Source organism: Methylobacterium aquaticum (assembly GCF_001043915.1).
Classification (GTDB): domain Bacteria; phylum Pseudomonadota; class Alphaproteobacteria; order Rhizobiales; family Beijerinckiaceae; genus Methylobacterium; species Methylobacterium aquaticum.
This window is the reverse complement of sequence record NZ_LABX01000009.1, coordinates 1-21,357: the sequence shown is the minus strand read 5'-3', so window position 1 is coordinate 21,357 and position 21,357 is coordinate 1. Positions and strand designations below refer to the sequence as shown.

The window sequence follows — 21,357 nt, the reverse complement described above, 5'->3', positions numbered from 1 at the left end:
CACCCTTTCCGAACGGACTCTAACATCCAATCGGGGTTGCCTGAACGATCGCGCGTTGCCCGCTAGCCGACCTTTCGACAGCTCTGGTCCTGCGGTGGCTGTCACTTGCGAGCCTGCTGCTCGGTGGGGGATCGTGATGGTCGCGCCCCGGTCGGGCCCTCAGGCTGGAGCGTCGGTGCCGGGCGGGAAGGACGCCAGGATGCCATGCTGGAAAACACGCCATCCTGGCGGATCAGCGCGTGCAGCAGCGCTGCGCCGAGATGCGCGAGGATAAGGCCGAACAGCGAGTAGGCGAGCACGGTGTGGACCGAGCGCAGGCCCGCATAGAGCATTGGGCTCTGCGGGAGGATCGGCGGGAGCACGAGCGGACCCGCGAGCGCGACGGGGTAGCGCGCCGCCGACAGCATTGCCCAGCCCACGAGCGGCATCGCGAGCATCAGCGCGTAAAGCGCGACGTGCGAGGCGTGGGCCGCCCGCCGCTGCCATAGGGGCAGGTCGGCCGGCAGCGGCGGGGGCGCATGGCGCCACCGGTTGGCGAGCCGCAGCAGTGCCAAGACCAGGATCAGGATCCCCAGCGGCCGGTGCAGGGAGACCAGGGCGTGGTAGTCGGCGAGCGATGTCACCATCGCCACGCCGATCAGCAGCATGGCGAGGATCAGCACGGCCATGCTCCAGTGAAGCAGGCGCGCGGGGAGGGTGAAGCGGGGCGATGGCGTCACAGGGCGGCTCCGTTTGGCGGCGTGCCGGCGACTGCGCTCGGCGTCTTGTCCTCGCCGGCGCGGCGGGTGAAGGATTGCGAGTAGGCCGCCGAGCGGGCGCTCAGCAGGGGATCGTCGGACGGCGCGATGCCGGCGGGCAGGACCAGGGGATCGAAGTTCACGTCCCGGCAGTTGCCGGCCGCCTCGGGCGTCGATCCGGTGAGCGCCAGGGTGCCGAGGTCGGCGCTCTCGCGGTCGGCGGGCCAGGGCTGGGTGGCGTCCGCAGTCGGGTCGCCGGGTCGTCCGATCGTCGCGACGAGGTGCCAGCGCAGCGCTCCCTGCCGGAGCGCGGCCGCGAGGTCGTCGAAGAGGAAGTTCGTGTCCTGCCGTGCGGCTTGGGCCGCGGGCTCCGGCGAGGGCGCGCGCTCCGGCACGAGGGCGAAGCGCACCGGCGTATCCCGGCCATCCGCCGCGACGAGGCGAAAGGCGTTGAGGCTCCAGTAGGTGCTGTCGGCAAAACCCGCGGTAACCGTGCGCGCCTTGATCAGGGCCGCCGCCTTCGCACTCTCCGGGTGGGCGGCGAAGAAGGCCTTCAGGCGCGCAGGGTCGGGCTTGCCGGTGGCCGGATCGGGCTTGGCGGCGAGCAACTGCTCGTAGAACGCCTCAGGCGTGCGCACCGGGAAGACCGGGATGTTGTTCATGCCCGTGCGCCACTCCTCGCCGTCCGGGAGCGTGAAGCGCAGGGCGAGGCTGCGCACGGTGGCCTCGGCATCCGCCGCGTAGGGCTGGCCGCCCGCGAGCGCCACCCGGCCCGCGACGGGCGTCACCCGCCCGGCGGCGAGCAGGCCGGCCTTCGAGAGGACCGCGCCCGCGCCGCTCGCGGTGAAGCGGCCCTCGACGCAGAGACCCTTGGCGTGGTTGCGGCGGAACCCCGGATGCGGGCCGTTCACCTGCTCGAAGCGGTCGATCACCCGCGCCGGCGTCAGTGCTCCCGGTGAGAACCAGCCGCCCGCATAGGCGAAACCGCAGGTCGTCCCGGCGAGCACCGCCCCGATGGCGGCGAGGCGCGGGAGAAGGGCGTGCGGCGGCATTCCGGGAGGTGCCCCGGTCAGGTCGTTCAGCAAAGACATCGGATCCCTCAGGTGTTCGTCGTCGTGATGCGGCGGATCGTGTTGGCGAGGGGATGCAGGACGGCCGGCTCGGCCGCCCCGACCAGGCTGTAGCCGAGCCCGGCCTGCGCCCAGGCGTATCCGATGGCCGATCCGAACCGGTGCTCGCGCATCGGCGCGTCACCCGGCTCGGCCATCGGTCGCATGAGGACGACGAACCGTGTCCCGCGATGGTCGTCGTACATCAGAAGGCCGGCGGGGCCGTGCGGCGTGGCGATCAGGCGCCCGCCCATCAGCCGGAAACCGGCGGAGCTCAGGTCCGGCACACCGACCTTGCGGTCGAGTCGGGCGGAGAACCAGCGGGCGAGTTCGGCGCTGTCATTCGCGGCGAGTTCGACCGGCCGCGTGCGGTCGGGCGCGTAGACCGCGAAGCTGGCGCTCGCTTCCTGCGCCAGGGCATCAACGCCGGCAGGCGCGAGCGCGCCGTGGAGCCCCCAGCCGCCGAGACCGCCCACCGCGAGGAGCATCGCGGCCGCTGCGGCTTGCCGGGCGGACGCCTGCAGCCGTGGCCGTCGTCGCGCCTCGACGATGTGCGCGAGGTTGAGCCGCCCCGGGACCGGTTCGGTCGCGACAGGCGCGAAGGCGGTCCTCAGGTCGCGGCCGAGAGTGCGAAGACGGTCGACCCGGGCGCGGGCCTCGGGATTGGCGGCGAGATAGGCTTCGACCTCGGACCGGCGGGCCGTGTCGAGCCGCTCGTCCACGAGCGCGTGGAGGTCGTCCTCACCGATCGGGCGCAGGGTCACTTCACCCTCCTGAGAAGCGGGCGCTTGGCGGGGGTGGAGCCGCTCTCGCCGTCCATGAGCTGGATCATCCGGTCACGCGCGCGGGAGAGGCGCGACATCACGGTACCGACCGGGATGGCGAGCACCTGCGCGGTCTCGGCGTAGGAGAGCCCTTCCACGGTCACGAGCAGGAGCACGCCGCGTTGTTCCCCTGGCAGGGTGTCGAGGGCCGCCATCAGGTCGCGATGGCGCAGACCGTCGTCCTGGCTGGGCGCGATCGCGAGGCTCGCCTCGGGCGCATCCTCGACGGCCAGGTGCGGGCCGCGCCGGGTCCGCTGGCGCAATTGGCTGATCGCAAGGTTGTGCAGGATCGCATAGAGCCAGGTGCGGGCGTCGCCGTCGGGACGGCGTTGATGCCAGCGGCTCACCGCCCGCTCCAGGCAATCCTGGACGAGGTCGTCGGCATCGACCGGGTTGCGGAGAAGGGCCCTGGCGTAGCGGCGCAGTGCCGGGATCAGCGGCCCGACGAGGCGCATCATGTCGCTCATGACCAGCGTTCCGACATGCGCGGATCTCCTTCCGTTCGCGGATGCCCTGCGCAAGCGCGGGAAGCAGCCTCACGCGGAGAGGACGCCGTTCGCGGTTGCGTATTCCATCTCTGATCAAAATTTTTTGGAGAGGGCTCGTGCGGCGCGACGACCCGTGACATGTCGGACGGCGCCCATGCGGACGGTCCGGGCGCCTCTCTCCTTCCCCTTCAGGTCGCGGGGAGGCGCCCGTGCTCAAGCCGCGAGCGTGCATGAAGCGACGAGTGTCAAGGGGGGCCGCGTGGATGTCCGCCCCGTCCAGCCTGGCAGATTTCTCCGCTGCCGGTCTCGACAATCTGCAACGGGCAAGCCGCTGATATGCCGCTTGTTCGTCTGCGCACCTCAGCAGGGCCTCCGATTGGATTTGCTCTGACAGTCACTCGTCCGGCTGCGTCGGCATCGCCCCGCCTGAACCGATGCGAATTCCGTCTCGTGCCCGGTTCAGTCCTCGTCCTGCCATCTCCGCAGATCCGTCTGGTCATGGTAGCCCATGCGGTCGGGTGTGGTGATGAACTCCATCGTGGTGCCCCAGGGCATCCGACAGTAGCAGACCTTGTTCCCCGGACCTTTCTCGGTCGCGTAAGGAATGGCGCGCGGCGCGGTCAGGGGTGTGCCGCCGGCCTTCTCGAAGCGGGCGACCGACGCCTCGATGTCGTCGGTGTAGAGCGCGAAATGCGTGATGCCGAAGTCGCTGGCCCGGACCGGCTGGGCCTGTTCGGGGCCGTGCATCTCGAACAGCTCAATGTCGGCTCCGGTTCCGATCTTGACCATCGCCTGGGCACGAACGACCGTTCCGGGGAATGCGCCGACCGCCCGCTCGAATCCGGGTCCCTGGCGCGGCGGATCCGGCGGTCCGAAAGACTGGTAGATCACCTGCGCGCCGAAGGCTTCCACCAGGAACGATTTTGCTGCTTCGATGTCGGGTACCGTGATGCCGAGATGATTGACGCCGCGAATGACGGGTGCAGACATGACAAACTCCTGTCCTGATTGGGTCGATCGTTCGCGACCCTTGAAGGGGCATTGCCCGCAGGGCCGCGACCGGCTTGGCCCGCACGATCCCGCGGGCCAAGGTCTTCAGCTGGCCTTGAGGAACGCGATCAGAGCCGCCGCGACTTCGTGCGGCCGCTCGTCGGCGACATAGTGGCTACATCGTGCGATCGCGCCGCCCGTCACGTTGTTGGCGAATTCTTGCAGCATCGGCACCATCTGCGCCCCGAACCGCTGGTCTCCTCCTAAGCCAAGCACCGGCATCTCGAGCTTGTGCTTCTTGTAGTCGAGGGCCGCTGCATGATCGGCGGCGAGGGTGCGATACCATTCCATGCCGCCGCGCGTGCGGCCAGGAAGCGCCATCGCCTTCGCGTAAATCTCGATATCCGCTGGATTGAAGGTGCCGTGATCGTAGAATCTCTCGGCCATGAAGGCCGAAACGTAATCGTATTCGCGGCCATGGATCAGGCGCTCAGGCAGATCCCGGTTCCCATGGAAACCGAAGTGCCAGAGTCTCGCGGTCGCCGCCTCCCATCCGGTCCAGCCGGGCAGCGGCACGTCGAGCACGGCCAGATGCGTGACTGCCTCCCGATGGATCGCCGCCTGCGGCAACGCCACCATGCCGCCGACGTCGTGCCCGCACACCGCGTAACGCTCGTGCCCGAGGGCGACCATGACCTCATGCGCATCGCGCGCCATCGTGGCCTTGTCGTAGCCGTCAAGCGGGCAGTCGGAGAAGCCCGCGCCGCGCAGATCGATGGCCACCACGCTGAAATGCGCGGCCAGCAGCGGCATCACATGGTGCCATTCCCACCAGGTTTCGGGCCAGCCGTGAATCAGGAGAATCGGCGAACCAGCCCCTCCGGTGACGGCGTTGAGCTTGATGCCGTTCACCGGCACCAACTGCTGGGTGAATCCCTCCAAAGCTGCGATCATGATCGCACTCCTGTCAGATGTTGGCGTGAGAACAGCGACGGAGGCCGGAGCTCAAGACCGATCGAAATCGGTGGCGATCGAGATACCGCGCCAGGCATCGATATCGCTGCGAAACGCCGCCAGCTTCCGCTCGGCGATCGCGTGCGCGACCGGGCCGAGTGGCAGATGAAGCGGAGCGTCGTCGGCGTCGACCGCCCGCAGGATCACCGCAACGGCCTTGTCGGGGTCGCCGGCCTGGTTGCCATCGTTGGTCTCGCGATAGTGCCTGCGCGAGCTCGCCGCATAGTCCGGCAACTCCTTGGCCGCCATGGTGATCGAGCGGCCGAGGAAATCGGTGCGAAACGGCCCGGGCTCGACGATCAGCACGCGGATGCCGAAGGGCTTCAACTCGCCCGCGAGCGCCTCGGAAACGCCTTCTACGGCGAACTTGGCAGCGTTGTAGTAGCCTCCTCCGCCACCGCCCGCGATGCCGGCACCGGAGGACATGTTGACGATCGTGCCGCCCTTGCGCCGCAGGACAGGCAGCGCGGCTCTGGTGGTTTCGATCAGACCGAAGACGTTCACCTCGAACATCGGCCGATATTCCTCGGGCGTGCCTTCCTCGATCGCGCCGTACAGTCCGTAGCCGGCATTGTTGACAAGCACGTCGAACCCGCCGAACGTCTCGACGGCCTTGTCGACCGCTGATCTCGCGGCTGCCGCATCCGTCACGTCGAGCGGCAGCGCGATCATGCGGCCGGTGAAGGGGATCGCCATCTCTTCGATCGATGTGACATCGCGAGCGGTCGCGATAACCCGGTCGCCGCGCCGTGCCGCGGCCAGGGCAAGGCGCTGGCCGAAGCCGCTCGAGCATCCAGTGATGAGCCAAGTTTTCACGACTTCGTCTCCAAGTTGTTTTCCGACGCTGCCGCGCCGTTGCCGCCGCGAATCGTCATGTCGGCCATAATCGACCAGTCTTTCTCCCCAACGCCTGCCGAGATAGCTCTGCTGAGCCCCTCGCGGACTGCCTCGAGCAGCGGGAGCGTGCGTCCGATTCCGTTGCTGGCCTCGGTCGCCAGGCGCATGTCTTTGAGGGCGAGCCTGGCTTTGAACCCCGGCTCGAAGGATCGCCCGGTGATCTGCGCGCTGTAGCTCTCATAGGCGCGGCCCGAGAACAGGGTGCCCAGAATGAGTTCGAAGAAATCTGCACGGTCGAGGCCGACACTCTCAGTCAGCACGACACCCTCGGCCATCGCCTCGATCGCCATGGCGATCATCATGTTGCAGGCGAGCTTTGCCGCGTTCGCCCGAGCGGGATCCTCCCCTAGTTTCCAGACCTTTCTGCTGAGGGGGACGAGCAGCGGCTCGATCGCCGCAACGGCATCGGCCTTCCCGGCCGCCAGGATGTTGAGCTGGCCGCTCGCCGCGACGTTCGGTCGACCGAGTACCGGTGCGGACACGTAGCCGAGGCCCGCCTCTTCGTGCAGGAGTTCCAGTTCCCGCGCGAACGCGACCGAGATCGTCGATGTGACGATGTGGATGAGCCTCGGTTGCGCACTCGCCAGCAAACCGGCATCAAGGATCACCTCCCGAATAGCCAGGTCATCAGACAGCATCGTGAAGACAGCGTCGGCCTCGAATGCATCTGCAGCGCGTTCGACCAGCGTGACTCCGGGAACTCCGTCCTGAGCGACCTTGCTCCGGTTCCAGGCCCGCACGTCATGGCCGGCCTTCACCAGGGTGAGGGCCATGGCCGAGCCCATACTGCCGAGGCCGACAAATCCGATCTGCATGGTCAATCTCCTGCTGGTTGATGGAGCCCGAGCGACCATCCTCATGGGCGGAGGATCCACGGATGGGCGCTTCTTCCGGCGATGGCGGTAATCTAGGTGCTTAGATTTGTACTGTAACTGACATCGCTGTACTCTCGACGCTCAGTTTTGTGCGGGTGCTCTCGATGGAATGGAGCGACGTCAGAATCTTCCTCGCGATCGCGCGATGCGGCACGCTCGGCGCCGCCGCGCGTTCGCTTCAGACGAGCCATCCGACCGTCGGTAGGCGCCTTCGCGCCCTCGAACAGGCGATCGGCCACACCCTCTTCCAGCGCACGGCGGACGGTCTCGTTCTGACCGACGAGGGCCACGGGATCATCGCATTGGCCGAGCAGATGGAAGAAGGCGCGCTGGCCATGCAGCGCCGGCTTGCGGGGCAGGAGCAGAATCTCAAAGGCAGCCTGCGTATTTCGTCAGCGGACTGGTTCGGGGCCTATGTTCTCCCGCCCGTCCTGGCGGATTTCTCGAAGACCTATCCCAATGTCGACGTCGAGATACTGACTGGCACACGCCTGTTCAATCTTGCCCAACGGGAGGCCGACGTCGCTTTTCGTATCGTTCCGTTCGATACGGCCGATGTCGTTCAGCGGCGGCTGTTCAGGCTCGAATACGGCGTCTACATCGCCGAGGATGCACCTAATCCCCAATATGGCGATGGGGCCGGCTTCCGGCTGATCACTCACGACACATCCACGGGCCAGTTCCCTGACATCGCGTGGCTCATCGAGAGTTTCCCCAACGCGAGGCCGATCCTGCGTTCGAACAATCGCAATGTCCAGGGGCGCATGTGCCGGCAAGGCGTCGGCATCGCTGTCCTGCCTCGCGTGGTCGGCGATCAGATCCCGGGGATTCGCAACCTCGAAATGCCGACCCCGCCGCCGACGCGAGACATCTGGATGGGATATCACCGGGACCTGCGGCGTCTTAAGCGCCTTCGTGCGTTCATCTCGGCCGTATCGGACCATCTCGTGAACGCGACCGCATGAGGCCGACACGAGACGACGCGGTTTCGCGCGTTCCGCCGGCGCCGCACAGGATCATGCGGTCCGTTCCGCCGCCCTCTTCCGCAGCCGTGCAACGGTCAGCCACACGGCCGAGACCAGGAAGTAGAAGGCGCCGAACGCGGCGTAGGGAGCGATGTCCGCGATCCCGGGCGTCGCAGCACCATTCGCCTTGACGATGAAGTGGGTGCCCGCGAGAGCCGACTGGGCACCGCTGAGCGCCATCGCCCATTGGGCACCCGCCTGCCAGCGCCGGACGCCGGTTGCAAGCTGCAGCAAGCCGGAGAGGATCGCCCAGACCCCGAACACCGCCAGCACCGCGTGCAGGCCCCGTTCGAGCGCGACCGCCACCGCGATGGCGACGACGGTGCTGGCGGCCGCGTTGAGGGACTGGCTGGGATTGGCGGCCAAGCCGCCGCTACGCCGGGCATCGATAAGGTTGGCGACGGCGTCCCAGGCGGGATAGGCGACCAGGAGCGCCCCCGCGGCCGGCGACATCCCTTTCCCGATGGTGAAGGCGGCCGCGACCCAGCCGACTGACACCCCGGCACGGAGGAAGTAATAGGAGCTCAGCCAGCGCGACGTGTCACGGACAGGGTGTTGGATGGTCGTCATCGGCGTTCCCTTCGGATGCGCGGCGCGGCGGAGGATGCGGAACTCGGGCAAGCCCGAGCTCCGTGGGGGATCGAGGAGACGGGCAGTCGCGCGGCGGACTCAGCGAGTCGGAGGCCGTGCTTCGTGACAGCGGCGTCATTTCAGAGAGATCCGCGTCGCTTCGGGAGAACCGTTTACAATCGGACGTCGATGGCACCCATGACCGGATCACTGAAAAACTTGACCGTTCTTCCGGACGGCGGACCGGGCCTGGTCTCCGGCGACCTGCTCTCGCACGTGCTGGCACAGATCCGGCTCACCGGGGACCATGTCCGATCACACCACGTTGTTTGGTCGACTGGCTTGGATCTGGAAGCCGGGGCCGCCTATGTCCTGGTGGTCGCCGACGGCTCGCTCGATGTCGAGGACGAGGCCGGGACGCGCATCGTGATCGACACTGGCGATCTCGTGCTTCTGCCCCGCGGTCTCGGAGGATCCAGGCTGGTGGTATCCGCTTCGCACGCATCGGTGATCGTTTGCCGGTTCTGGTTCGATCCTCACTCTCTTCGCGGCATGATCTCGGCCCTGCCCGCGCGCATCCACATCCGGCGCGCCGAGGGAGCCGGGTGGCTCGACGGCATCGTCCCCTTCCTGATGGTCGAGGTGACCGACGACGAGCCCGGCGCGGCGCTGATGATCTCACGGATCATCGATGTCATCGTCATTCGCACCCTTCGGACCTGGGTGCAGCGTGGGCACACCACCGGATGGCTGGGAGGTTTGTCCGACGCCCGCATCGCCCGAGCGCTGAAGGTCATCCACGAGCGACCGCTGCCGCGCTGGGGCGTCGAGGCCCTGGCCGACGTCAGCGGCATGTCCCGGTCGAGCTTCTGCGAGCGGTTCACCGCCCTCGTCGGACGCTCGCCTCTGCGCTACCAGAACGAGTGGCGGCTCACGCTCGCCCGGGACATGCTGGTCGCCCGCGAGGCCCGTGTCGGCGAGGTCGCACTCCGCGTCGGCTATAAGTCCGAAGCCGCGTTCAGCCGTGCTTTCAAGGCGATGTTCGGCCATCCGCCGAGGGACGAACCTGCGCCGCCGAGCGAGGCGTGATTGTGAAAGCGCGCCATCCGCTTGGAACGGTCGTCGCGTGACGGGCCACGACATGCCGATAGCATGACCGCCGCACACATGTCCGCTTCTTCTTGCCGAGCGGATGTCTCAGTCAGCAGGCTCGAAGGTCTGCAAGGGGTCAGTTGTTCGCATGCCACTTGGTCTGCCGAGTGGTTTCACCGACCTCTGGCTCCAGCGTCTCGAGGCGCAGGCAACGGCCCGCTGACGCTGAACCTACCGAAGGCGACAGGACAACCCGGATAGTGGGATTGCCCCATTTCTGCGGTTCTTGCTCACTTTGCGTGGATGGCGGTGGATCGCCTCGGGCCGATGATGGTCTGATCCGCCCTCCCCATCGTGGGAGGCATGAACATTCCCTTCGCCATCCCCGAGTGCCGCGTTGCGCATCTCGTCGAACGACACGACGATCACCTCGTCATCCCGGTGCGACTGGACGCAGCCACAGGCTGCTGCCCCGCGTGCGGGCATGCGAGCCGGTCCGTCCATAGCCGCTACCACCGCCATCCGGCCGACCTGCCGTTGTCGACATCGCGGATCAGGCTGCGCATCGAGGTGCGGCGGTTCTCCTGCCGCAATCCGGCCTACCGACGCGGCCTGAGCCGACCACAGAGAATTCGCGGCCAGCACCACATTTTATCTGGATAGAGCGTCGCCATCCGACAGTGAACGACGATTATAGCCGGCGCTAGACCGATCTTCTGATCCATGAATGACTTAGCACTTCGCAATTTCTGCTTGAGCTATTGGAAGCCTATCCGCAGCGCAGATGGGCCGCATCGGGCCACGGAGAGCGATCCGGGCGCGGAGGTCTTTCTCGCGATCTAACCCGCACCCGTCGGCGAGACTGATCGATGCTGCTCAGGAACCGCGCTTGCGCGCATCGTAGAACACGAAGTTCTACAAAATCCGACCCTGCGCGTGATGATCCCGGCTCCCCGCTTGGCGATGCGATCCTTTTGGCGAAGCTATCCTTGGTGTCAGCGCGGTGCGGCCGCTTGCCCGTCCGACGACGTGCTGCGCCGCTGAGTCGGCAGGATCTGCCGGCACTCGATCGAGAGTTCTGCCGCATGCGATCTCAAGCAGGCGAGGATGCGTCCGCCGCCCGGCTTCACATCGGCGCATAGACGCTTGTAGTCTGTCCCGCAGGCTTGCCGCATGCTTTCTGCGGCCGCCGGAGATTGCGGCGCAGCCTGGACTGAAGAACCTGCCAGGACGGCGAGAAATATGCTGCACGAAGCCAAGTAACGCACGACTGTCTCCTGATCTGAAACCCAAGGACGGTATGATGTCTCGCGCTGAGCCGCTGTTGCCGGCTCGGACGCGTCGCTAGATCGCCTATGGCGGCTCGCCTTCCGCCGAGAGGCGCCTCGCGCGGGTGCATGACGGGTCGCGCGGGATCTCGACGACGAAACAGCTGCCGCCCCGGTCCGCTTCCACGCATCCGGCGGAACCGCCATGCCGCTCCGCGATCTGCCGGACGAGAGCGAGACCGAGGCCCCAACCACCCGCCCGCTCGTCACGGCCGCGCGGGCGATAGAAGGGTTCGAACACGCATTGACGCTCTTGCGGTGGAATGCCGGGGCCACGATCGGAGACGACGATGCGCGCCAGCCGGCCGGCCGGCTCCGCCCGGACTTGGATCGGCGGAGCGCCGTGGGCCACTCCGTTCTCGAGGAGATTGCGCAGCAGACGGCGCAGCAGGGCGGTTTCGCCAAGCACGCTGACGGAGTCGCCCTCGACCTCCGCGCCCACGCGGGCTGCCTCCTCCGCGGCCAGGGCGAGCAGGTCGACGTTCTCTCGACGCGCGCAACGGGCTCCGTCGTGCTCGAGTCGGCTCGAGAGCAGGATTTCCTCCACCAGGGCGTCGAGTTCGGCGAGGTTGCGCACGATCTCGTCGCGGGCCGATCCGGCTGAACGGGCCGACCAGAGGTCGACTGCCAGTCGCAGACGGGCCAGCGGCGAACGCAGCTCGTGGCTGGCATTGGTCAGGAGCCGTCGCTGAGCATCAAGCAGCGCGTCGATTCGCGCTGCGGCGATATTGAACGTGTGCGCGAGTGCAGCGACCTCGTCTCCGCCGCTCGCGTCGACGCGAGTGCGCAGATCGCCCTCGCCCCAGCGTGCCAGACCGGAGCGCAGTCGCTCGAGCCGCCGTGTCAGGCGCGCCGTCACCGGCAAGGCGGCGAGCCCGACGAAGGCGGCGACGAGGAGGGCAAAGATCGCGATGCGCGCGACCCGGGTGCCAGGGGTGGGATGGGCGCTGACCAGAAGTGTTCGCCCGTCCGGCAGCGCGGTGCGCAGGACCCAGAGGGCACGTGGACCACCGGCCTCGTCGCCCACGAGCCTCGCATGGGTCCCATGGGCAGCCAGCAGGCCACCGCCGCGCTCGTAGAGGGCGACGTCGGCACCGACGACCGCGCTGAGGCGCCCGACCGCCGGCTCCGCCTCCGCCGCGTGGCCGGCGAGTGCCGTGGCCTCGCTCGCGATCTGTGCCTCCAGCATCTCGAGACGCCGCTTCGGCGTCTCGCCGACGGCCCACCACAATGCCGCCATGGCAAAGGCGGAACCGAGCAAGCCCGCCAGCAGCGTCAGGTAGATTTTCCAGAACAGGCGGCGGCGCAGGGCCTTCATGGCTCATCGTCCTGGCGGCGGGCGAAGACGTAGCCCGCACCACGAATGGTGATGAGACGCCGCGGCGTGCGCGGGTCGTCCTCGATCACCGCGCGCAGCCGCGAGACGTGCACATCGATCGAGCGATCGAACGCCTCCATCTCGTCGCCCCCGACCAGATCCATCAGCCGCTCGCGGCTCAGCACGCGTCCCGCATTGTTGGCAAAGGCGAGCAGAAGGTCGAACTGGCGGCTGGTGAGCCGCCGCTCGCACCCGTCGAGGCGAACGACGCGCGAACTCGGATCGATGTGCAGGCGCCCGAAGTCGAGGGGCGCGACCTCGTCCGGCGCCCGTCGCCGGCGCAGCAGCGCGCGGATACGCGCCAACAGCTCGCGCGGGTTGAACGGCTTGGGCAGGTAATCGTCAGCGCCGATCTCGAGGCCGATGATCCGGTCGGTCTCCTCGCCTTTCGCCGTCAGCATCAGGATCGGGACGCTGGAATGCGTGCGCACCTGGCGGCAGAGCTCGAACCCGTCGCAATCCGGCAGCATCACGTCGAGGATCACGGCGTCGAAGCGCTCGCGCCGGAGGGCATCGTGGCCCTCCCGCGCCGTGAACCGGGTGGCGACCATGTAGCCTTCACCCGATAGATACTCGGACACCATCGCGGCGAGGCGTTGGTCGTCATCGACGACGAGAAGTCGCTCGGCCACCTCGGTCTCCATTCCTCAATCCCGGTCGGGCCCGGAGCCGCCCTCGCTCGGCAGCCGGTCGCGCCTCTGGCCGTCCATCTGCCAAGCGCGTCCCCAGGGGCCAGCAGCGCGCCGCTGCTCGATCGCCGCTGTGACGCGCTCGATGAGCTTCGTGCGCTGCTCCGCGCTGAGCTGGCCGGCGGCATCGACCAGTGCGCCGGCGACGATCCTGGAGCGCGCGTCGATGCTGCGCACCATCTCGGCCCGCAACGCCTCGACTGCGGAACGGTCCACGGTCGGGGCCTTGAGGAGCTCGACGAGCCGCTGGCGCGTATCAGCGATCGGGGCGCCCTCTTTTGCCAGTGCGGCTGCCGCCGAGGCAATCACGTCATGGACCCGGTTCTCCTGCTCTGACGTTGCACCCACCGCATCGAGAGCGCGCTTCGTCATGAACTGGAGTTTGGCGAGTCTCTGCCCCGGGTCCCAGGTGCCGGAGCCCCAGCCCTGGAAAGGCGCGCCCGTCGCGAGCGCGAACCCGGCCGTGCCGGCCCCGACCATCAATGCGAGGCTCACAACGGTCAGCCGTAGAAAGCGCGGCCGCGGGGTCGCCGCAGGCCGCGAAGTCATCGGCGTCGAGTCAATCATCGGGTCCGCAGCCATTGTGGCATCTCCTGCGATGCGCTCCGCATCAGTCAGGTCGGATGATGGGCGCCCAACATTTCGCCTCTCGTCGACGTTTGTAAAGTTTTGTAATTCGGCCGGAGGAATGCGATATTTATGTGTATCCATGGATATTTCAAACATTCACGCTCACCGAGTGCGATAAAATTGGCAATCAATAAATTTTTTTGCTTAATCGACCTGACAGCGGTTTGATGAGGACGTAACATCGCGCCCGAAATGAAGGTGAGCGCTACCAACTGGAGTCACCAGGCGCCGCGAGTCTCGCCCGACTCGCGGATGAGAAAGACGCAACTGTAGCAGTGCCTGTGACTGGAACTAACGGCCGAGACCGGGGGTGCCATTATTGCTGAATGAACCGAAACACCTCACCGCTTTTGAGTCGCTCGCTCGTTCGTCAACTGGCAGAAGCGGCGGGAATTCATGAATGACATCGACTCGCAGCGCTCCATCATCGCCGATCGGGTCCGCCTTGCGACCGGGCGAATTGGGCGCTTGAGGTCATGTGGCGCTCCACGGCACTCGCCGAGCCGGTCCTGAACCGTGGGCGCGGCCGCGTGTTGCCTGACATGACCGACACACAGTCCTCCTCCGACGCGACAACCCAGGCCCGGCGGCGCGAGATCGTCGCCGAGCACCTGCTGTTCACCACGCTGCGCTTTCTCGCCGAACGGCACCCCGAGTTGCTCGACGCTCTCGACGCCAGCGTGAACCATCTCGGCGACCCGGGCGGCGGCGCGACGCAGGACGACGAAGCCGTGCGCGAGATCGCGCGCCGGTTCGTCGCCAGCCTCCGCGCCGAAGCACGGACGTGACCGCCACAGCCGGGTTCACCGAGGCCCTCGCGCAGTTCGGCTCCGGCATCCCGGTGGTGCTCTGCCACGACGATGCTGACGGCCTGTCGGCCGGCGCCCTCTTCGCCCGTGCCCTGGCACAGACCGCCCACGGCCGGGCGCGGGTGCGAGTGATCGGGCGCGGCGAGAGCGCTTGGTCCGACACGATCAGGGCCGAGCTCGCCACCGGTCCGCCAGTCGCGGGCCTCGTCGACGCCGAGATCGGCGTGCAGGCGGAGCCGATCCTGCCCGGCGTGCCCACGATCCTCGTCGACCATCACGTTCCACGCAGCCTACCGGCGCCCGAGGTCGCGACCGTGATCTCGGGCCTCGACGAGGACCCGGTTCCAACCTCAAGCCTGCTGGCGCATCGCTGCGCGGCCGCCCTGCTCGGCGAGGCGGGTGCCGAGGCGCTGTTCTGGCTCGCCGCTCCCGGGGCGGTCGGCAACCTTGGCGAGCGCGGAGCAGTTCCCGGTTGTCATGGCTGGAGCACGGCGGCTCGGCACCCTAACGGCTCTGCGCGACGCCGTGAGCCTGGTGAATGCTCCGCGCCGCTCCAGCCGCGGCCACGCCGCGCCTGCCTTGCGCCTGCTGCTGCGGGCCGACGGAGTGGACGCTGTCGTCTCCGATGCGTCGCCCGACGGCGAGGCTCTCCGACAAGGTCAATCGCACCGAACCCGACCAGCTGCGCGCCCATCGCGGCGCAGCCCTGCCGGCGCAGACGCTGGTGGTCTACGATCCCGATACCGGCCTGACCGTCGATCAGGCAGCGGCCGACGATGCTGATGCCGATGAGCGGACGTTGGCCCGGGCGCACCTGACTCTGCCGCGCCCAGCCAGGTCTGGGTCGCCGATCGGCACTTCTGTGTCCGGACCTGGCTGAAGGGTCTGGTCGCAGCGGACCGCCACGTCGTGGGGCGTCAGCACCTCAACCATCCCCGCCTGGGGGCACAGGGGGAGTGGCGAGACTGCGGATCCTGCGACACCGGCTCATTGCGCGAGCAGAGCATCACCCTGGAGGGGAGCCAGGTCGCTTGGCGGCGCATCACGCTCAGCCTGACGACGCCGACGACGGGGGGATCGGACGATCTGGCTGTGGAGCAACCTGCCTTCGAGCGTCAGGGCGGCGCAGATCGCGCAGGCGTATCGCCTACGTCGCGGCGGCCGAAGCGTGTGCCCATGTGGCCACCGCCAGGCTGCTCAAAAAGACCATGCCAGTGGCCAAGATAACACCTGAAAAGGCATGGCCCTCGGGGCCGTGTGTCAAGATTTCGGCCTCAGGGCCGTCCGGCCAGGAACTCCAGCACACCGGCCTTGTGGACCTTGTCGCCGACCGCGAGGTTGTGGTCGCGGTTGGGAATGTCGAGGGCCTTCGCCTGCGGGATCAGGGCGGCGAGCGCGGGGCCCGAGCCTGCGACCGTGTCGGTGGTGCCCACCGCCACCAGGACCGGCACCTCGATCTGCGCGACTTCCGCCCGCGACAGGGTCTGGCGCGAGCCGCGCATGCAGGCGGCGAGCGCCCGGAGGTCGCTGCCGGTCTGCTCGGCGAAGACCCGGAACGAGCGCGCCACCGGATCGGCGACGGCGTCGCGGGACGGCGCCTCCATCGCGTCCGAGATGCCGGCGGGGAGCCCCCGCCCCTCGACGAGGTGGATGCCCAATCCCCCGAGCACGGCCGAGCGGACACGGCCCGGGTGACCGAGCGCCAGGAAGGCGGTGATCCGCGCACCCATCGAGTAGCCCATCACGTCGGCGCGGGGGATGTCCAGGTGGTCGAGGAGCCGGCGGGCATCCTCGGCCATCAGGTCGGAGCCGTAGGCGTCCGGCTCGTAGAGCTTGCCGCTGCGGCCGTGACCGCGATTATCGAGGGCGATCACCCGCCGCCCGGCGCCGGTCAGGCTGCGCACCCAGGAGGTGTTGACCCAGTTCACCAGGTGGTTCGACGCGAAGCCGTGGATCAGCAGGATCGGCTCGCCCGCGCCGTCGGCCGGAGCCACGTCGAGATAGGCGATCGGCACGCCGTCCGAATCGAAGGTCTGCATGGCGTCGAGGCTCCCGCGCGAGGTCCGGAAGCCGGCTTTAGAGCATTTTCCGACGAAGTGGATACCGGTTCGTCGTAGAAAATGCGGCAAAATCAAACAGCTAGAGAAGCTTCGCGATTGCAACGCAATCGTGAAGCGCTCTAGCCAGGGCAGGGCGGCCCTGCAACGCGGAGCCGGCGCCTCAGGCCACCACCGCAGCCGTTGCGTCGCGCCCCGGCCGCCGTCCGGCCCGGGGGCCGTCCTCGGCCTCGTCGGAAAACCACATCACCGTGGCGCGCAGGCCCTGCTCCAGCGGGACCCGCGGGGCCCAGCCCAGCAGCTCGCCGGCGCGGGTGATGTCGGGCCGGCGCCGGCGCGGATCGTCGATGGGGAGCGGGCGGGTCACCACCGCGGAGGGCGAGCCGGTCAGGCCGAGCACCCGCCGCACAAGGTCCGACACCGTCAGCTCGACCGGGTTGCCGAGATTGACCGCGCCGATGTCCCGCGCCTCCCCGTGCTCCATCAGGCGGTACAGGCCGTCGATCAGGTCGTCGACGTAGCAGAACGAGCGGGTCTGGCTGCCATCGCCATAGACCGTGATGTCGTCGCCGGCCAATGCCTGGCAGATCACGTTCGAGACCACCCGCCCGTCATCGGCGCGCATGCGCGGGCCGTAGGTGTTGAAGATGCGCGCCACCCGCACCGCCGCACGGCCGGCCCGGGCATAGTCGGCGCAGAGCGTCTCCGCCGCCCGCTTGCCCTCGTCGTAGCAGGCGCGCGGGCCGGTCGGGTTCACGTGGCCCCAATAGCTCTCCTGTTGCGGGTGCATCTCCGGGTCGCCGTAGATCTCGGAGGTCGAAGCCTGGAGCAGGCGCGCCCCGCTCTCCTCGGCGGCCAGCAGCAGGTGGCGGGTGCCGAGCACGCTGGTGAGCAGGGTGTGCTCCGGATCGGCCTGGTAATGTGGCGGCGAGGCCGGGCAGGCGAGGTTGTAGATCCGGGAGACACGCTGGCGCCGCAGCCGGGCCGGCAGGGGCTGGACCACGTCGTGGGTCACGAGGTCGAAGCGCGGCTCGCGCTCCAGATGGCGCAGGTTGCGCCGACGGCCGGTGCCGAAATGGTCGAGGCCGATCACCTCGTACCCCTCGGCGAGCAGGCGATCACACAGGTGAGACCCCAGGAACCCCGCCGCGCCGGCGACCAGGACGAGCGTGCTCTCTCGGTGTCTCATGCGGTCGATCCTCTCCAGGCTGCCCGGGCCAACGGCTGGCCGGGCCAGAACCGCCCGGAGCGCCCTCCGGCGCGACGCGGATCCGGGATCTCTGGGGTCCCGGCTCCGCACCCGCACACAACGCCTCGTTCCCACGCCGTGTTTCGATACGGGGTATGAGTATTTTAGGGTACGGCACGGACACGGCCAGCCCCCGCTTCGGACAGGGCGGCTTCCAGTTCCGCCGCCCGGCAGGCGGCGCTGTGGCGGGCGAGGACCCGGGCGCGGGCCGCCTGCGCCAGGGCCTGCCGTGCGGCCTCGTCCCGGTCGCCCAGGATCGCCAGCACCGCCTCGGCGCTCTCCGCCACCCGGATCTCACGGCCGGGCGCGAGCACGGTGTCGAGCCCGTCCCAGGCATCCGAGATCAGCGGCGTGCCGCAGGCGGCGGCCTCGAACAGGCGCACGCTCGGGCTGTAGCCGGCGGCGATCATGTCGGCCCGGGTGACGTTCAGGGTGTAGCGGCTGGCCGCGTAGAAGGCCGGGTGGTCGGCCGGGCCGACATGGTCGAGCCGCGCGACGTTCGCCGGCCAGTCGATGCCATCGGGATATTGCGGCCCGGCGACGGCGAAGCGGAGTTGCGGCGCCCGGCGGGCAGGCTCGATCAGGAGCCGCTCCAGGGTCGGCTGCCGGTCCGGGCTGTAGGTGCCGAGATAGCTCAGATCGTAGCGCAAGGGACCGCCGCGCGGGGCGTAATGCTCCGGATCGACCGAGCAATAGAGTGCCCGGGCCATCGGCGCGCCGTGCTCCCGCTCCAGCCGCGCGAGCGTCGGGCCGCCGGTGAAGGAGAGATAGAGGTCGTAAGACCGGATCAGGTCGGGCGTCAGGTAGTCGTGGTCGCCGCGGGCGAGCTTGGCCAGCGTCACCGGCGTGTCGATGTCGTAGAAGGCCGCGACGGCGCCGGTCCGGCGGGCGGACGCAATCGCCATCTGCCCGACCGCGACGCCGTCCGGCACGTAGGACCCGACCATCACGGCGTCGGCCGCGTCCAACCGCGGCGCCAGGTCGGCGAGATCCGCCAGATCCCGGTAGAGCACGAGGTCGCAATAGCCGGGATCCGCGAGGTCGCGGTGGGCGGCGTACCAGGGCACGTCGCGCTCCAGGAAGGTGACCCGGTGGCCGCGGGCCACGAAGGCGCGCAGCAGCGCCCGGTAGGTGGTGGCATGGCCGTTGCCCCAGGACGAGGACAGGCTCAGGCCCAGCACCACGAGGTCGAGGGGCCGGCTCACGCGGTCGCCTCCCGGCGGGCGGAGAGCGCCCGGCGCAGCACCGCATCGACCTCGGCGCCGCGCCGGGCATAGGTATGCTGGCTCAGGATGCGCCGACGCGCCGCCGCCCCGATCGCCCGGGCCCGCTCTGCCGTCAGCGCCTCGACATGGGCGGCGACGTCGCGCCCGTCGCGGGCGACCAGCACCTCCTCGCCCTCGGCCAAAAACATCTCCAGGCCGGTCCAGGCATCGGTGATGAGGCAGGCACCGGCGCCGGCGGCCTCGAACACCCGGGTCGCCGGCGACCAGCCGGTGGCGGCCATCGAGTCGCGGGCGATGTTGAGCACGGCGCGGGGCGAGGTGTTGAAGGCATTGTGGTCCGCCGTCGGCACATGGCCGATGCGGCGCACGTTCTGCGGCAAGGCCCGCCACTCCCAGCCATTGCCGCCGATGAGGAAGCGCCGCTCCGGAAGGGAGGCGGCGGGGTTCAGGAAGAACTCCTCCACCCGCGCCTCGCGGTCCGGCAGGCGGTTGCCCAGGAAGGCGAGGTCGGCGTCGAACCGCGCCTCCGCCGGCACCGGGTGATGGGTGTCGGGATCGAGGGCGTTGTAGATCGGCACGCAATCCCGCGCGCCGAAGGCCCGATAGGCCGCCACCACCGGCGGCCCGCCGCCATAGGTCAGGACGAGGTCGAGATCGGGCAGGATCCGGCGCATCGGATGGTCCGGGGAGGCGCCGATCTCGGCGAGCGTCGCCGGGGCGTCGACGTCCCAGAACAGCCGCACCGCATCGGGCCGGGCGGTCCTCGCCAGGTCGTCGAGCAGCAGATCGTCGAACACGCCGACGCCCGACGCCTTCACCACCACGTCGGCTTTCGCCGCCTCGGCGATCACGCCACGGGCCGCCGTCTCGGTGGCGGGGTAGACCACCACCTCGGCCCAGTCCGGCGGGTCGATGTCGCGGTGCTGCTGGCGCTCGAAGGCGTCAGGCTCGTAGAAGGTCGTCCGCCAGCCCCGGCCGGCGAGGTCGCGGATCAGGCCGCGGTAATAGGTGGCGGCGCCGTTCCAGTAGGCGGAGAGCAGGCTGGAGCCGTAGAAGGCGAGGCTGGGCATGCGGCGCGGGGATCTCCCTCTCGGCACCGCGCTCCCGCGATGCTCCCTGACTGTATGTGCAGATGGCGGAGCGGCGGCGTTTGGCAAATCCGCTCTCGCGCAACACGATCCCGGCGGTGCGGCGCCTCTGCTCGCGGGCACCGCCCGCCGAAGAGCCGACTTGCCAAAGACCGGACTTGCCGAAGACCCGACTTGCCGAAGACCCGACTTGCCGAAGACCCGACTTGCCGAAGACCCGACTTGCGGACGCCTGCCCCGTCATCGGGCAGGGCTTGCCCGCAATCCCGGCACGCCCGGGCTTGCCATCGGCATGAAAATCTCGCCACTATCGCACTCATGATATTTTTCGATCACCTCGGCAGGAATGCCGCGCGGTGCGCCAGGGGGCGGCCGTGAGCCCCCCGCCCGACGGCGCCTCGGTCGCCCAGCGGATCGCCCACAGCTTCCCGAACCTGAGCCAATCGCACCGCGAGGTGGCGCGCTACGTGCTCGACCACCCGCTGAAGGCCGCGACCCTGCCGGTCGCCGAACTCGCGGATCTCGTCGGCGTCTCGGTGGCGACGGCCAACCGCTTCGCCAGGGCGCTGGGCTTCGACGGCTACGCCCAGTTCCGGGCCGCCCTGGTCCTCGGCTTCGAAGGAGCCCTGGCGCCGGTGGAGAAGCTGCGCGGCAACCTGGAACAGCCGGCCGACCCGGCGAGCGTGATCGACGCCACCTTCGCGGCGATCGCGCGCAACCTGGAGGCGACGCGGGCCGGCCTCGATGCCGGGGCTTGCGAGCAGGCGGTGGCGGCGATCCAGGCGGCGCGGCGGGTCTATATCGTGGGGTTCGGCAGCTCGTCCTGGCCGGCGGGGCTGCTGGCCCGCAACCTCGACCTCACCCGCCAGGACGTGAGCCTGCTCGCCACCATCGAGGGCCCGGCCTTCGCGGCCCGGGTGCTGCGGCGGCTGACGGCCGACGACCTCGTCATCGTGCTCGCCACGCCGCGCTACTTCGCCGACACGGTGCGGCTGGCGGATCAGGCGCGGGAGAGCGGCGCGACGGTGCTGGCACTGACCGACGGCCCGCACTCGCCGATCGCGGCGCGGGCCACGATCACGCTCGGCGTGCGGACCGACAGCCGCTACTTCGCCGCCTCGGATGCCAGCCTCGCCGCCCTGGCCGAGGCGCTGTCGAGTGCCGTGGCCCACGGCTCGGGCGGGCTCGTCGCCGCGGCGACCCAGCTCACCGAATCCGTCCTGCCCTGGCTCGACGGCGACTACGCCGCCTGGCCGCTCCGAAGCGGCTCCGCCGCGTGGCC

General features: G+C 68.9%; 23 protein-coding genes. 6 read left to right on the top strand and 17 right to left on the bottom strand.

Translation table 11 applies throughout. The annotated features are described in order from the left end of the window. Positions 1-101 precede the first annotated feature (101 nt). The 8 genes from VP06_RS01230 to VP06_RS01195 all read right to left on the bottom strand — a co-directional run bounded on the left by VP06_RS01230 (position 102) and on the right by VP06_RS01195 (position 6,874). Positions 102-719: a cytochrome b gene (locus VP06_RS01230; RefSeq protein ID WP_048462003.1), complete on the bottom strand. Its 618-nt coding sequence runs from the start codon at positions 717-719 to the stop codon at positions 102-104. Continuing rightward, positions 716-1,828 carry a catalase family peroxidase gene (locus VP06_RS01225; protein WP_048462002.1) on the bottom strand — a complete coding sequence of 371 codons (1,113 nt, stop codon included), beginning with the start codon at positions 1,826-1,828 and terminating at the stop codon, positions 716-718. Before VP06_RS01225 ends, VP06_RS01230 begins: the two co-directional genes overlap by 4 nt. 8 nt (positions 1,829-1,836) lie before the next feature. Then, a complete protein-coding gene (locus tag VP06_RS01220; RefSeq protein WP_048462010.1) occupies positions 1,837-2,604 on the bottom strand; it encodes an anti-sigma factor in 768 nt (255 codons plus the stop codon). Positions 2,605-2,606: 2 nt separating this feature from the next. Next, a complete protein-coding gene (locus tag VP06_RS01215) occupies positions 2,607-3,137 on the bottom strand; it encodes an RNA polymerase sigma factor (RefSeq protein ID WP_048462001.1) in 531 nt (176 codons plus the stop codon). Positions 3,138-3,617: 480 nt separating this feature from the next. Beyond that, a complete protein-coding gene (locus VP06_RS01210; protein ID WP_048462000.1) occupies positions 3,618-4,148 on the bottom strand; it encodes a VOC family protein in 531 nt (176 codons plus the stop codon). Positions 4,149-4,253: 105 nt separating this feature from the next. Continuing rightward, positions 4,254-5,102 carry an alpha/beta fold hydrolase gene (locus VP06_RS01205; RefSeq protein ID WP_048461999.1) on the bottom strand — a complete coding sequence of 283 codons (849 nt, stop codon included), beginning with the start codon at positions 5,100-5,102 and terminating at the stop codon, positions 4,254-4,256. 51 nt (positions 5,103-5,153) lie between these two features. After that, a complete protein-coding gene (locus VP06_RS01200) occupies positions 5,154-5,978 on the bottom strand; it encodes an oxidoreductase (RefSeq protein ID WP_048461998.1) in 825 nt (274 codons plus the stop codon). Next, a complete protein-coding gene (locus VP06_RS01195) occupies positions 5,975-6,874 on the bottom strand; it encodes an NAD(P)-dependent oxidoreductase (protein WP_048461997.1) in 900 nt (299 codons plus the stop codon). The genes VP06_RS01200 and VP06_RS01195 overlap by 4 nt, the downstream gene beginning before the upstream one ends. Positions 6,875-7,038: 164 nt before the next feature. Here VP06_RS01195 and VP06_RS01190 point away from each other — a divergent pair, with 164 nt between their 5' ends. Next, positions 7,039-7,899, top strand: a complete 861-nt coding sequence (locus VP06_RS01190; RefSeq protein ID WP_048462009.1) for a LysR family transcriptional regulator — start codon at positions 7,039-7,041, stop codon at positions 7,897-7,899. 51 nt (positions 7,900-7,950) lie between these two features. Here VP06_RS01190 and VP06_RS01185 read toward each other — a convergent pair whose 3' ends face one another. Continuing rightward, positions 7,951-8,529: a DUF308 domain-containing protein gene (locus VP06_RS01185; RefSeq protein ID WP_048462008.1), complete on the bottom strand. Its 579-nt coding sequence runs from the start codon at positions 8,527-8,529 to the stop codon at positions 7,951-7,953. Positions 8,530-8,727: 198 nt separating this feature from the next. On the opposite strand from VP06_RS01185, the gene VP06_RS01180 reads away from it, so the two are divergent. Both VP06_RS01180 and VP06_RS38470 read left to right on the top strand, forming a co-directional pair. After that, the gene (locus VP06_RS01180; protein WP_048461996.1) at positions 8,728-9,618 is read left to right on the top strand and encodes a helix-turn-helix transcriptional regulator; all 891 of its coding nucleotides are present in this window, start codon (positions 8,728-8,730) and stop codon (positions 9,616-9,618) included. A gap of 366 nt (positions 9,619-9,984) precedes the next feature. Beyond that, a complete protein-coding gene (locus VP06_RS38470) occupies positions 9,985-10,284 on the top strand; it encodes a transposase family protein (RefSeq protein ID WP_082167085.1) in 300 nt (99 codons plus the stop codon). Between the two features lie 332 nt (positions 10,285-10,616). On the opposite strand, the gene VP06_RS36930 is transcribed toward VP06_RS38470, so the two are convergent. The 4 genes from VP06_RS36930 to VP06_RS01165 form a co-directional block, all read right to left on the bottom strand. Beyond that, positions 10,617-10,796, bottom strand: coding sequence for a cysteine rich repeat-containing protein (locus VP06_RS36930; RefSeq protein ID WP_197093098.1), 180 nt, complete (start codon positions 10,794-10,796; stop codon positions 10,617-10,619). A 178-nt stretch (positions 10,797-10,974) separates the two neighbouring features. Next, positions 10,975-12,267, bottom strand: coding sequence for a HAMP domain-containing sensor histidine kinase (locus tag VP06_RS01175; protein WP_048461995.1), 1,293 nt, complete (start codon positions 12,265-12,267; stop codon positions 10,975-10,977). Then, complete coding sequence (locus VP06_RS01170) at positions 12,264-12,959, bottom strand: response regulator (RefSeq protein WP_048462007.1); 696 nt, start codon at positions 12,957-12,959, stop codon at positions 12,264-12,266. The genes VP06_RS01175 and VP06_RS01170 overlap by 4 nt, the downstream gene beginning before the upstream one ends. A gap of 15 nt (positions 12,960-12,974) precedes the next feature. After that, positions 12,975-13,598, bottom strand: coding sequence for a periplasmic heavy metal sensor (locus VP06_RS01165; protein ID WP_053081476.1), 624 nt, complete (start codon positions 13,596-13,598; stop codon positions 12,975-12,977). Between the two features lie 524 nt (positions 13,599-14,122). Between VP06_RS01165 and VP06_RS01160 the strand changes: the two genes are divergently transcribed. Then, positions 14,123-14,434 carry a hypothetical protein gene (locus tag VP06_RS01160; protein ID WP_245291005.1) on the top strand — a complete coding sequence of 104 codons (312 nt, stop codon included), beginning with the start codon at positions 14,123-14,125 and terminating at the stop codon, positions 14,432-14,434. Further along, complete coding sequence (locus VP06_RS35805) at positions 14,431-15,207, top strand: hypothetical protein (protein ID WP_156295395.1); 777 nt, start codon at positions 14,431-14,433, stop codon at positions 15,205-15,207. The genes VP06_RS01160 and VP06_RS35805 overlap by 4 nt, the downstream gene beginning before the upstream one ends. A gap of 522 nt (positions 15,208-15,729) precedes the next feature. Here VP06_RS35805 and VP06_RS01150 read toward each other — a convergent pair. The 4 genes from VP06_RS01150 to VP06_RS01135 form a co-directional block, all read right to left on the bottom strand. After that, entirely contained in the window at positions 15,730-16,494 is a 765-nt protein-coding gene (locus tag VP06_RS01150; RefSeq protein ID WP_048461993.1) for an alpha/beta fold hydrolase, read from the bottom strand. A 181-nt stretch (positions 16,495-16,675) separates the two neighbouring features. Then, positions 16,676-17,701 carry a UDP-glucuronic acid decarboxylase family protein gene (locus tag VP06_RS01145; protein WP_048461992.1) on the bottom strand — a complete coding sequence of 342 codons (1,026 nt, stop codon included), beginning with the start codon at positions 17,699-17,701 and terminating at the stop codon, positions 16,676-16,678. Between the two features lie 164 nt (positions 17,702-17,865). Beyond that, a complete protein-coding gene (locus VP06_RS01140; protein WP_048461991.1) occupies positions 17,866-18,966 on the bottom strand; it encodes a CgeB family protein in 1,101 nt (366 codons plus the stop codon). Beyond that, positions 18,963-20,057, bottom strand: coding sequence for a CgeB family protein (locus VP06_RS01135; protein WP_048461990.1), 1,095 nt, complete (start codon positions 20,055-20,057; stop codon positions 18,963-18,965). Before VP06_RS01135 ends, VP06_RS01140 begins: the two co-directional genes overlap by 4 nt. Positions 20,058-20,449: 392 nt before the next feature. Between VP06_RS01135 and VP06_RS01130 the strand changes: the two genes are divergently transcribed. Next, a partial coding sequence (locus VP06_RS01130) for a MurR/RpiR family transcriptional regulator (protein WP_048462004.1) occupies positions 20,450-21,357 on the top strand: 908 nt, incomplete at its 3' end.